At 72.3% G+C, this 11521-nt stretch carries 11 protein-coding genes and 1 tRNA gene; 7 read left to right on the top strand and 5 right to left on the bottom strand.

All coding sequences use genetic code 11. From position 1 onward, the window contains the following. Positions 1-62: 62 nt before the first annotated feature. A complete protein-coding gene (soxR, locus tag E1182_RS25095) occupies positions 63-509 on the top strand; it encodes a redox-sensitive transcriptional activator SoxR (protein ID WP_132269669.1) in 447 nt (148 codons plus the stop codon). Positions 510-530: 21 nt separating this feature from the next. Here soxR and E1182_RS25090 read toward each other — a convergent pair whose 3' ends face one another. After that, on the bottom strand, positions 531-1508 hold the full coding sequence (locus tag E1182_RS25090) for an NAD(P)H-quinone oxidoreductase (protein ID WP_132269667.1): 978 nt from the start codon (positions 1506-1508) through the stop codon (positions 531-533). Between the two features lie 218 nt (positions 1509-1726). On the opposite strand from E1182_RS25090, the gene E1182_RS25085 reads away from it, so the two are divergent. Beyond that, positions 1727-1813 (top strand) — tRNA-Ser (locus E1182_RS25085). Between the two features lie 126 nt (positions 1814-1939). Beyond that, positions 1940-2473 carry a YbhB/YbcL family Raf kinase inhibitor-like protein gene (locus tag E1182_RS25080; protein ID WP_132269665.1) on the top strand — a complete coding sequence of 178 codons (534 nt, stop codon included), beginning with the start codon at positions 1940-1942 and terminating at the stop codon, positions 2471-2473. A 45-nt stretch (positions 2474-2518) separates the two neighbouring features. Here the strand turns inward: E1182_RS25080 and E1182_RS25075 are convergent, their stop codons facing one another. After that, the gene (locus tag E1182_RS25075; protein WP_132269663.1) at positions 2519-3229 is read right to left on the bottom strand and encodes a class I SAM-dependent methyltransferase; all 711 of its coding nucleotides are present in this window, start codon (positions 3227-3229) and stop codon (positions 2519-2521) included. A gap of 211 nt (positions 3230-3440) precedes the next feature. Between E1182_RS25075 and E1182_RS25070 the strand changes: the two genes are divergently transcribed. Further along, positions 3441-5261: a hypothetical protein gene (locus tag E1182_RS25070; RefSeq protein WP_243706409.1), complete on the top strand. Its 1821-nt coding sequence runs from the start codon at positions 3441-3443 to the stop codon at positions 5259-5261. Positions 5262-5297: 36 nt separating this feature from the next. Here the strand turns inward: E1182_RS25070 and E1182_RS25065 are convergent, their stop codons facing one another. Next, entirely contained in the window at positions 5298-6077 is a 780-nt protein-coding gene (locus tag E1182_RS25065) for an IucA/IucC family C-terminal-domain containing protein (protein ID WP_132269660.1), read from the bottom strand. Positions 6078-6360: 283 nt separating this feature from the next. On the opposite strand from E1182_RS25065, the gene E1182_RS25060 reads away from it, so the two are divergent. Then, positions 6361-7866 (top strand): peptide deformylase, encoded by a 1506-nt coding sequence (locus tag E1182_RS25060; protein ID WP_132269657.1) that lies wholly within the window; start codon positions 6361-6363, stop codon positions 7864-7866. 114 nt (positions 7867-7980) lie between these two features. Here E1182_RS25060 and E1182_RS25055 read toward each other — a convergent pair whose 3' ends face one another. Beyond that, positions 7981-9102, bottom strand: coding sequence for a globin domain-containing protein (locus tag E1182_RS25055; RefSeq protein ID WP_132269655.1), 1122 nt, complete (start codon positions 9100-9102; stop codon positions 7981-7983). A 121-nt stretch (positions 9103-9223) separates the two neighbouring features. On the opposite strand from E1182_RS25055, the gene E1182_RS25050 reads away from it, so the two are divergent. Continuing rightward, positions 9224-9997 (top strand): CPBP family intramembrane glutamic endopeptidase, encoded by a 774-nt coding sequence (locus E1182_RS25050; protein ID WP_132269652.1) that lies wholly within the window; start codon positions 9224-9226, stop codon positions 9995-9997. Positions 9998-10034: 37 nt separating this feature from the next. Here E1182_RS25050 and E1182_RS25045 read toward each other — a convergent pair whose 3' ends face one another. Further along, on the bottom strand, positions 10035-10697 hold the full coding sequence (locus E1182_RS25045) for an EcsC family protein (protein ID WP_165942709.1): 663 nt from the start codon (positions 10695-10697) through the stop codon (positions 10035-10037). An 88-nt stretch (positions 10698-10785) separates the two neighbouring features. Here E1182_RS25045 and E1182_RS25040 point away from each other — a divergent pair, with 88 nt between their 5' ends. Continuing rightward, positions 10786-11430 (top strand): hypothetical protein, encoded by a 645-nt coding sequence (locus E1182_RS25040; protein ID WP_165942708.1) that lies wholly within the window; start codon positions 10786-10788, stop codon positions 11428-11430. Positions 11431-11521 lie beyond the last annotated feature (91 nt).

Genomic DNA, 11521 nt, shown 5'->3' with positions numbered 1-11521 from the left:
GCGGTGGTGAGCGTCATGCCGCTAGCCTGCAACTTAAAGCTCACTTCAACTCAAGGCGACTGATGCACGAATCACTCACCATTGGACAACTCGCCGCCCGCAGCGGGGTGGCCCCGTCGGCCCTGCGCTACTACGAGCGGCTCGGCCTGATCCGCGCCGAGCGTACCGGCGGCAACCAGCGCCGGTACGCCCGTACCGAACTGCGCCGGGTGGCGTTCGTACGGATCTCCCAGCAGGTCGGCATCCCGCTGGAGGAGATCCGCGAGGCGCTCGACTCGCTGCCCGCCGCCCGGACCCCCACCCCGGACGACTGGACCGCGCTCTCCCAGGCGTGGCGGGAGCGGCTCGACGAGAAGATCCGGCTGCTCGGCAAGCTCCGCGACGACCTGGACAGCTGCATCGGCTGCGGTTGCCTGTCGTTGCAGCGCTGCAAGCTCAACAACCCCGACGACTCGCTCGCCGGCGAGGGCCCCGGCGCCCGCCTCGTCCTCCCCCGCCCGTCCCCCTGACCACCCGCCTCAGGCGGGTGGTCAGGGGAGGGTGAGCAGGATCTTGCCCAGGTGGTCGCTCGACTCCATCAGCCGGTGTGCGTCGGGCGCGTCCGTCATCGACAGCCGCCGGTCCACGACCGCCCGGATCGTGCCCGACTCCACCAGCGGCCAGACCTGCTCACGCACCCCGCGTACGATCTCCGCCTTGTCGTCGGCCGGACGCGAGCGCAGCGCGGTGGCCGACACCGACGCCCGCTTCGCCAGCAGGGCGGCCAGGTCCAACTCGGCCTTTCGGCCGCCCTGCAACCCGATCACCACCAGCCGCCCGCCGTCGGCCAGCGCCGCCACGTTCCGCCCCAGGTAGGAGGCGCCCATGATGTCGAGGATGACGTCCGCGCCCCGGCCGTCGGTGACCCGCCGAACCTCCTCGACGAAATCCTGCTCCCGGTAGTCGACGGTGTGCGCGGCACCCAACTCACGCAGCCGCTCGTGTTTCGCCGCGCGGGCGGTCACCACCACGGTCGCGCCGAGCGCGGCGCCGAGTTGGATCGCGAACGTGCCGATCCCGCTACCTCCGCCGTGCACCAGCAGCGTCTCGCCCTTGCCCAGCCCGGCCAGGCGTACCACGTTCGACCAGACCGTGCAGGCCACCTCCGGCAGCGCCGCCGCGTCCACCAGGTCGACCCCGACCGGCACCGGCAACAGTTGCCCGGCCGGCACGGCCACCCGCTCGGCGTACCCGCCGCCGGCCAGCAGCGCGCAGACCTCCTGCCCGACCTGCCAGCCGGTCACCCCCGGGCCGAGCGCGGCGACCACGCCGGAGCACTCCAGACCGGGGTACGCGGGAGCGCCCGGCGGCGGCGGGTAGTGGCCCTGCCGCTGGAGCAGGTCGGCCCGGTTCACCGCGCTGGCGCGTACCGCCATCACCACCTCGCCGGGACCGGGCTCCGGATCGGGCACCTCCGCCCAGACCAGTGCCTCGGGTCCACCAGGTTCCGGGATCGTCATCGCGCGCATGGCCCAGTCTTACCCGATCCAGCGCCCCCGCCACGTCCGGCCCGGGATTCCGCCTGGGCGTGTGAGCAGCCACTGTGGACCGAAACGATGGGTTGCCGCAGTGGTAGCCGGGCCCGGCCGCAGCGCCACCCGTTCAGTGGGGGGGTGGTACCTGCGCGCGGCCGGAACCCGCGCGTGGCAAACTAGGCACCGACCGTACGCCCGCGGGTGACGGTCCGGGAGGGTTCGCCTAGTGGCCGATGGCGCTGGTCTTGAAAACCGGTAGGGCGGCAACGTCCTCGTGGGTTCGAATCCCACACCCTCCGCCTTGCTGATCGTCCGCAACCGGGAGCACGCCATCGCGGCCCGGACACGGCGTGCTTTCGGTGCAGCCGACGGTTGCTGAGGGGTAAGAAGGGCGAAGGAGATCACGCCGACCGGAAGGATCCTCGATGAGTTTGGAACGACCGATCGCCCCGGACCCGTACGAACTGCTGCCGACCGTTCCGTCGTTCACCCTGACCAGCGACGACGTGCGCAACGGTGAGCCGATGGACGCGCGGTACGCGCACGACAGCGCCGGTGGTGAGAACGTCTCACCGCACCTGGCCTGGTCTGACTTCCCGGACGGTACGCAGAGTTTCGTGGTGACCTGCTTCGACCCGGACGCGCCCACCGGCAGCGGTTTCTGGCACTGGGTGCTGGTCGACGTGCCCCTGTCGGTGACCGAGCTGCCGACCGGGGTGAAGGAGGCCGACCTGGGCGGTGCGTTCAGTGTCCGCAACGACTACGGCGAGACCGGCTACGGTGGTGCCGCCCCGCCGGCCGGCGACCGCCCGCACCGGTACGTCTTCGCGGTGCACGCGGTGGACGTGGAGCGACTGAACGTCGGCCCGGACGCCAGCCCGGCCTACGTCGGCTTCAACCTGGCCTTCCACACCCTGGCCCGGGCGGTCATCCGCCCGACGTACCAGGTCCAGCAGTGACCGGGACGGGGCCTCCGTCTCGTCGGGGGCCCCGTCGCGGGGACCTCAGCCCGGCACCCGGGCGACGGCGAAGACCGACTGGCCGAACGGTGGGCGTACCCGCTGCTCGACCGCCTTGGTGGCGGGCAGCACCAGGGTGTCGTAGACCTTGACCATCGGGCCCTCCTTCGGCATCAGCCGGAAGACCTTGGTGGCCATGAAGTAGCCGATGAGGCCGAGTGCGTTGGCGTAGTGGATGGTCTCCACCGTCAGGCCCGCCTCGGTCATCGCCGCGGCCAGGGTCTTCTTCGTGTAGCGGCGCACGTGGCCGGTGGCGATGTCGGCCGGGCTCATGGCGAACTGGAACGCCGGCACGATGATGATCACCTTGCCGCCCGGCCGGACCAGGTCGCGCATGCTGCGCAGCGCGCCGACGTGGTCCTCGATGTGCTCCAGCACGTTGTACGACACGGCGGCGCTGTGGTCGCCGCCCCCGGGGTGTGGCAGCAGCATCTGCCGTACCTCGATGGTGGGCTTGTCGGCCAGGCGCTCCTTGAGCTGCACCAGCCGGTCTGGGTCGGCCTCGGTGGCGGTGAACCGGGGTACGTGCTCGGACCACTCCAGCGCGTAGTCGCCGAGGCCGCTACCGATTTCGATGGGATCGTCACCGAGGTGGGGCACCGCCAGTTCGACGAACCACCGACGGTGGTTGACCGCCGTGGCCAGGCCCTCCAGCACCTCTGACTGGACGCGCTGATCCCCAGTGATTTCTGCCATGCGTCGATTCCTCACGGTATGACTCGATCCGCACCGGACCGACTGAGTGAACCATCCGCATGTTGCGCGGAGGAAACGGGGCACCGTGGGTGGCCGAAATGTGGTCGGGAGGGTGGTACGTGATCGACGTTCGGCGAACCCGGCACATAGTACGGCAGTACCCCGAAACATGTCACGTCACCGCCATAGGCCGACTACGCTTCGAAATATCATGACTACTCCCGAATCGGGCCGGGTTGAGCCGTCCGGCGTGTCGAACGCCGAGGTCGGCAAGGGGGGCGCCGGTTGGCGGGAGGGGTGGCGGTGGGACCTGGCCGCCGTGCTGAGCTTCGTGCTGGGGGCCTTCTGGGTGACCGCGCGGCTGTGGTTGCGGCCCGGCAGCGCCCTGCGGGACAACCGCTCCGACCAGCCGCAGTTCGAGTGGATGATGGCGCACGGCGCGCGGGTGTTGACCGAATTCGCCTACCCGTTCGCCTCGGATCGGATGAACGTGCCCGACGGCGTCAATTTGATGGCAAATACGTCGGTATTGTCCATTTCGTTGCCGTTGACGCCGGTCACTGTCGGACTCGGGCCGCAGTGGTCGTTCCTGATCTTCCTCACCCTGGGGCTGGCCGCCACCGGCGCGAGCTGGTACTTCTTCCTCTCCCGGCTGGTGACCCGATCCCGTGGGCCCGCCTGGCTGGGAGCCGCCTTCTGCGCGTTCGCCCCGGCCATGGTGTCGCACGCCAACGCCCACCCGAACATCGTGGCCCAGTTCGTCGTACCGCTGCTGGCCTGGCGGACCCTCCGCCTCGCCGAACCGGGCCGCTGGCTGCGCAACGGGCTCCTGCTCGGCCTGCTGGTCGTCTGGCAGGCGTTCCTCAACCTCGAGATCCTGCTGATGGCCGCGATCGCCCTCGGCGTGGTGGTCGTCTCCCTCGCCGTCGGCCGGCCCGAGCTGCGCCGGCGATGGCGCACCTTCCTCGCCGGGCTCGGGGTCGCCGCCGCGTTCGCCGCGGTGCTGCTGGCGTACCCGCTCTACGTCCAGCTCTTCGGGCCCGGCTCGTACCACGGGCTGTCCCGGTTGATCCGCGGCTACCGCACCGACCTGGCCGCGTTCGTCGCCTGGTCCCGCGAGTCGCTGGCCGGCGACGCCCGTACCGTCGGCCCGCTGGCCCGGAACCCCACCGAGGAGAACGCCTTCTTCGGCTGGCCGTTGGTCGTGCTCACCGTCGCCCTGTTCGGCTGGCTGTGGCGCAGCGCGCTGGTACGCGGCCTGGCCGTGCTCACCCTGCTCTTCGCGGTGCTGTCACTCGGTCGGGAGGTGCAGCTCAATGGCCGCAACACCGGCGTGCCGGGACCGTGGGCGGCGCTGGAGAACCTGCCGCTGCTGCACTCGGTGGTACCCACCCGCTGGTCGCTGGCGATCACCCCGATCATCGGTGTGCTGCTCGCCCTCGGTGCCGAGCGGGTCCGCCGGCTGGTCCGGGAGCATCCGACCGCCCGACGGCCGCTCCGGTTCGCCACGGTCACGGTGCTGGCCATGGCGTTGCTGCCGCTGCTGCCCACTCCGCTGCCCGCCTACCGCCCCGACCCGGTCCCGGCCTTCGTCACCTCCGGCGCCTGGCGGCCGTACGTGGCCGGTGGGCGCAGCGTCGTCACCCTGCCGCTGCCCGACAACACGTACACCGAGCCGCTGCGCTGGTCGTCCCGGACCCGGCTGGAGATGCCGCTGGCCCGGGGCTACTTCCTCTACCCCGACACCCGCCCGTGGTCGGCCGAGCCGAACACCGCCCTGTTCACCGCCCCGTACCGGCGGACCAGTAACTTCTTCGGCCACGTCGCGCGGACCGGGGAGATTCCGCCGATCGCCGCCCGGGACCGGGCCACCGCGCTCACCGACCTGCGCTACTGGCGGACCGGGGTGGTCGTCCTCGGCCCGCACCCGCACGCCGACCAGCTGCGTACCGCGATGACCGCGCTGACCGGGATCACCCCGACCTTCACCGGCGGAGTGTGGTTGTGGGACGTCCGGCCGCTGATCGACTGACGGAGCCCCGGGAAGCGGGACCGTGGGCCGAGGAGGTCAGACGGAGCGGACGCAGCACCCCTGGCAGACCTTCGGACTCGGCAGGGTGAAGGCCAGGCAGCAGGTCCGTCGCTGCACCGTCAGCTCGCCCCCCGGGCCCGGCACCAGTTCGACCAGGTCAGCCAGGTCGAGCGCGGCCAGCATGGTCTCGACGGCCCTCACCGAGGAACCCGGCAGGGCGTCTGCCGCGCGCAGGAGCCCGTGCGCGATCCCGGAGGCGACCGAGCCGAGCAGCGTACGGGCGCCCACCCGGACCTCCGCCTGGATCGCGGCGATCATCGGGGCCAGGTGCGCGTCGAGCAGGGCGGCGCGCAGCACCCGGAGCAGCGCCGCCTCGTCGGCGACCACCCGCACCTCGGGAAGGCCGGCCAGCGCCAGCGGATCATGCGGGAGCACGGCCACGGGGGTGGTACGCCGCAGGCCCATGGTGAGCAGTTGGTGCTGGTCCTCGAAGTGGATGAGCACGTCGGCCGGTTCGAGCAGCGGCACGCGGCGGGCCGAGGCCCAGCCGAGCACCACCGGCAGGGCCAACCAGTAGCTGTAGGACTTCCAGGCCAGCGCCGCGCACGCGTGCGGGGTGCCGCCCCAGCGGCGGGCCGCGGCACCCAGGAACTCGGGCATCCGGGCGCCGTCGACCAGCGTGCTGGCCGGGCTCCATCCGGTCTCGTCGGTGACCAGCAGGCCCGGTGCCAGCCCGGGCAGGTCGTCGGTGCCGAACATGGCGCGGAGCGTGGCGGTCACCGGGGCCAGCGGCGTGGCAAGGTCTCCCCTCGGCATCACCGCTGTCACTGGGCCCGTCCCCCTGGTCCGAAGCATCATCGTGGCTAAGGTTAGCCTAACCATGGTTTCGTGTTCTGGGAAGGCTCGCAGTGCCTGGGCGGCGAGGCCCGGGTCACTCCGCCGGCGGCGTTGACGGCGGACCGGCCCGGGCTCCGCCTACTACCCGATCGGCGATGAGGAAAACTCGTCCGATGTCAAGATTAATGTCGGCTTGGTGCCAGTTCGCTGCGGTCGAAGCCACCGAAAGTGAAGACTTGTCGTCCCGGCCGTGAGGAAGCTGATGACGACCTCTCCCCTGGAGCGGGCTGCCGAGTCCTTCGCCGCGGAACTGGCCCGGCACCGGACGGGGCGGGGACTCTCCAAGAAACAGCTCGCCACCCTGATGGGCTTCGACCCGTCATACGTCAGCCACGTGGAGGGGTGCCGACACCGTCCCACCGAGGACTTCGCGCGCCGCGCCGAAGCCGTCCTCGACGCCAGCGGCGCCATCTGGCAACGCTTCCGCGAGTACGACCAGCTCCGTCAGGCCAAGGCCGCCCCCGCCCACCGCGAGCTGCCACCGTCGGGGCAGTGGCTCCCCCCGGGCACCGGACTGGTCGTCGAACGGGAGACCGCCACCCTCACCCACACCGACGACGGCTACCGCTGCCTGGTGCGCCGGCAACTGCACAACGTCGGCACCGAACCGGTCACCCGCCACCTCGTCCGGGTCGCCGTGGACCGCTGGCCCGACGACCCCGGCCGCTCCAACCGGCACCACCGCGAACACCCGCTCACCTTCGCCGAGTTGCGGCTACGGGCCCACCGGGACGACGGCGGCAACCGGGAGCCGATGCACTGGCGGGCCAAGCACGACCGAGACGCCTACAAGGAGATCTGGCTGCTCTTCGAGAACGCCGACGGTCCCTTCCCGCTGCACCCCGGCGAACGCGCCGAAATCGAGTACTCGTACCAGGTGGCGCGGGAGAAGTGGGGGCTCTGGTTCCAACGCGCCGTCCGGCTGCCCACCCGGCACCTCGCGGTCCGACTCGACCTGCCGGCCGCACTCGACCCCCGGGTCTGGGGTGTGGAAACGTCCCTCTCCGCCGACGAGGGCCCACTGCGTACACCCGTACGCCGGCACGACCGCGCCGACCGGGCGGTCTTCGACTGGTCCATCGACGACCCGCCGCTGAACGCCCGCTACCGCCTGCAGTGGCGCTTCCGGGGCGAACCGGCCGACGTGGAACGGGCGGCCGCCGTCCTGCGGGCCGGTGACCGGCTGCGCGCCCTCGGCGTACTGCCCCGCGACGCGGAGCTGCTGCGCCGCCCCGCCCGCCCGTTCGACCTGCCCCGGGAGGCCACCGCTGCCCGGGAGACGGTGGACCGACTGATCGCCCTGCTGAACCGGGTCGACGAACTGCAACCGTTCAGCGCCGGCATGGGACTGGCCGCCTCGCAGATCGGCGTGGACGGCGCTGCCGCCGTGGTCCGCCCCGCCGACCGGTCCGCCGCGCCGGTCGTACTGCTCAACCCCCGGGTGATCGACGCCAGCCCGGACAGCGACGAACAGTACGAGGGCTGCCTCTCCTTCGCCGGCCACCGTGGGCTGGTGCCCAGACCGTTGCGGATCGACGTCGAACACGCACGCTGGGACGGCGGTCGCGTCATCACCTCGTTCGCGTACGGGATGGCCCGCCTGGTCGCCCACGAGGTGGACCACCTGGAGGGGCGGCTCTACACCGACCGGATGGCACCCGGCGTGCCGCTGGTCCCCGTCGAGGAGTACCGGGGGACCGGCCCCTGACGGCGTGCCACGTGGGGGCACGGGAGGGACGCCGCCAGGGGCCGGTGTGGGGACCGGGTCGCGTGCCCCAGGGGGCGGGGGCACGCGACCCGGTTTTCGGGGGGAGGAAAGTCGCTATCCGGCGCCGAAGGTGTCGTACCGGATGTGCGAGGGCGGGACCTCGTCCTCGGCGAGCGCCCGCAGGGTGGCCCGGACCATCGGAGCCGAGCCGGAGACGTAGCAGTCGTGCGACGTCCACGGGCCGTACCGGGTCACCACCTCGGAGACGTCGCCCTGCTCACCGTCGAAGTCCGGGTCCTCGCTGCACGCCGGGGTCACCGACAACCAGGGGTGAGCGGCCACCAGGTCCGCCAGCCCCGCCAGGCCGTACAGTTCGTCCCGGTTCCGGGCGCCGTAGAAGACGTGCACCCAACGGGTCCGGTTCCAGGTCGTCAGGTCCTCCACCAGCGCCTTGATCGGGGCCAGCCCGACCCCGCCGGCCACGCAGAGGATGTCCCGGTTCGAGTCGCGGTCCAGCGTCATCGACCCCATCGGCGCGGCCACCCGGATCAGGTCACCCGGCTTCGTCCGCCGGACCAGCGCACCTGACACCCAACCGGCCGCCCCGGCCGGGGTACGCACGTGGAACTCCAGCAGGTTGTCGTCGTTCGGGGCGTTCGCCACCGAGTACGTCCGCCACACCCGGGGCAGGTGCCGCGGCACCTCCACGCTGACGTACTGACCGGCCTTCCAGATCAGCGGGGTCTGCAGGGCGCGGATGGTCAGCACCGCCGTGTCCGGCCCGTACCGCTCGTGGGTCAGCACCTCGGCATGCCAGTACGGCGGGTTCTCGTCGGCCGCCGCGCCGGCGAGCATCTTCTCCGCGATCGCGCCGTAGGCGTCCCGCCACGCCTGGTCGTACTCCAGGTTCCAGCTGTCACCGGCGGTGCTGCGCAGCGCGTCGAGCAAAGCGACGCCCATCGTCTCGTAGTGCGCCCTGTCCACGTGGTACTTGCGGTGGTCCCGGCCGAGCGAGCGCAGATACTCCTCGAAGCTCTCCGGATCGTCCACCACCTGGGTCGCGGTGACGATGGCGTTCAACAGCCGGTCGCCCTGCCCGGTCATCTCCACCGGAAAGAGTTTGCGCAGCTCCGGGTCGAGGAGGAACAGCCGGGCGTAGAAGTGCCCGCTCAGCCGCTCCCGATTCTCCTCGACCAGGGTCCAACTCTCCTTCAGCAGGCGCGCGAAGTCGTGCACGGGATGCTCCTCCTCCGGACGGCGGATCGGGCCCGCATAGAATGTCCACGCAGCGTGCCTACCGGTCGCACAGACTGTGCGACCGGTGCGGTCGGCCCGGCTCGTCGGGCACAGTGGTGCGGTGACCGTCGACGAGCTCACCCGTCCGACCTCCCGCCAGGTCCTCGGCACCGAGACCCTGCTGGTCCTCGGCCTTTCCCTCGGTCAGTCGGCGGTGTACGCCGCGGTGTCGATCATCGCGAAGCTGACCGCCGAGGGCGGGCTGTCGAAGCAGACCGCCGCGCTCAACACCTCCCAGTCGGCCCGACCCTGGCTGGACCTGACGTACCAGTTGCTCGGCATCGTGTTCGCGCTGCTGCCGGTGCTGCTCGCCGTACACCTGCTGGCCCGAGACCCCGGTGACCCGGTGCGTACCCTCGGGGTGGACCTGCGCCGGCCCGGGGCCGACCTGGCCCGTGGCGCCGGCCTCGCCGCGCTGATCGGCCTGCCCGGCCTGGCGCTGTTCTGGGCGGCCGCGCAGCTCGGCGTCAACGCGAAGCTGGTCCCCGCCGGCCTGCCCGACATGTGGTGGGCGGTCCCGGTGTTGATCCTCGCCGCCGCGCAGAACGCCGTGCTGGAAGAGGTCATCGTCGTCGGGTACCTGGTCACCCGGCTGCGCCAGATGCAGTGGCGGCTCGGCGCGATCATCGCGACCAGCGCCCTGCTCCGCGCCTCCTACCACCTCTACCAGGGCTTCGGGGCCTTCGTCGGCAACGCGGTGATGGGTGTCGTGTTCAGCCTCTTCTACCTGCGTACCCGGCGGGTGATGCCGTTGATCGTCGCGCACACCCTGCTCGACGTGGTCGCCTTCGTCGGCTACACCCTGGTCCCCAGGGAATGGCTCAGCTGGCTCTGAGCCGGCCCGCTCGCGGGTATGGCGGCGTTCGGCCCGCTCACGCGCCTGGCGACGTCCGGCTGCTCGCGGAGATGACCCCGGACCGGCTCGACGCGGCCGGCCCGCGCCGGCCCGCCGGCCGGTAGGCGGCCACCGCCCGCACCGCCAGCCGCCGGGCCGCCGCGGCGTCCCCGGCCGCCGTGACCAGTACCGCCGCCCCCGGCAACAGCCGCGACACCAGCCGCAGAGCCACCCAGCCGCCGGCCTGCGCGGCCAGCGGCGCCGCCAACCGCCAGGCCGCCTCCGCCGCGCGTGGCCACGGCCGTTGCCCGGGCTTGTCCGTCGCCCGCGCCGCCGCCAGTGCCGTCCGCGCGCTGTCGACGTCCGGGTGCACCTGGATCAGCGCCAGCAGCTCCACCGCCCGCTCGGCGTCCGCCGGATCCCGGCCGTACGCCGCCGCCAGGTGCAGCACCAGCGCGGCCTGGCTCCACAGCACCGCCGCCAGTTCGGCCGCCGGCGCGAGCAGGCCGGCCAGCGTCGAGACCGCCCCACCCGTCCCCGCCACCCGGACGAACCGCCGGGTGGCGAGTCGGGCCAACCCGTCCGGATCCGCATCCGGGTACGTCTCGCGTAGCTCGCGCGCCCACTCGCGGGCCCGCGGTCCGATCCCCTCGACGGCCGCCAGGGCGAGCAGCTCGGGCGCGAAACCCGGATGATCCACCAGCCGGGTCCGGATCTCCGCCAGATCCCACCCCGGCGTACGCCCCGACGCCTGTTCGTCCGCAACCGCCGGTCGCTGCGGGGCAGGGATGGCCGTCCTCGCTGATGCCGCCCCGCTGGTGCTCGTCCGGCCGGCGGTGGTCTTCTTCCCGATCCTGGTTTCCTGGTCGGTGGTGCCGACCGTGGTCTCGTTGTCGGTGGTGCCGGCCTGGGCGGGGATGTGGTTGCCGTCGCTGGCGCCGGCCGGATCGGTGTTCGGTTTCGTGGCGTTGGCCGCCCTCCGGGCGGCACCCTTCGCCGCTGTGGCCTTCGCGGTCGGGGTGGCCTTCTTCACCGTCGTGGCCTTCTTCGCTGCTGTGGCCTCGGCAGCCGGGGTGGTCTTCTTCACCGCCCTGGCCTTCCGTGGGGCGGGAGTCGCCGCCCGCGAGGGAGCGCCTGCTTCCTGTCCGGCCGGCGAGGCCTCCGTCACTGCGTCGTCGGCAGTTGCCCCGCCGCTCGCGGGCGCACCACCCGCCGCGGTGGTCGACTTCCGTGCGGCGGGGGCGCGCCGAGCCCTCGGGGTGCTCCGCGGCGTCGCGGTTGCGGCCGCCACGCCCGCGCCGGGCGACTCCGTCCCGTCGTCGCCCGACACCGAAGGGTCGGTGTCGCTGGTGGTCCCCACCGGCCGGTTGGTGCTTGCCGCCGACGGGGTCGCCTCGGCCGCTCGCGGGACCTGTTCGGGGGCGGGCGGCTGAAACAGCACGGCCGGCGCGGGCTTCGCAGGTCGAGTCTTCCCGGCCGCTCCACCCGCCTTAGGCTCGTGCTCGGGCGGGGGCGTCCTGGCCG

Source organism: Micromonospora sp. KC721, from assembly GCF_004348355.1.
Classification (GTDB): Bacteria; Actinomycetota; Actinomycetes; order Mycobacteriales; family Micromonosporaceae; genus Micromonospora.
The sequence above is the reverse complement of the archived record's forward strand: the minus strand, read 5'-3'. Positions and strand labels throughout refer to the sequence as shown.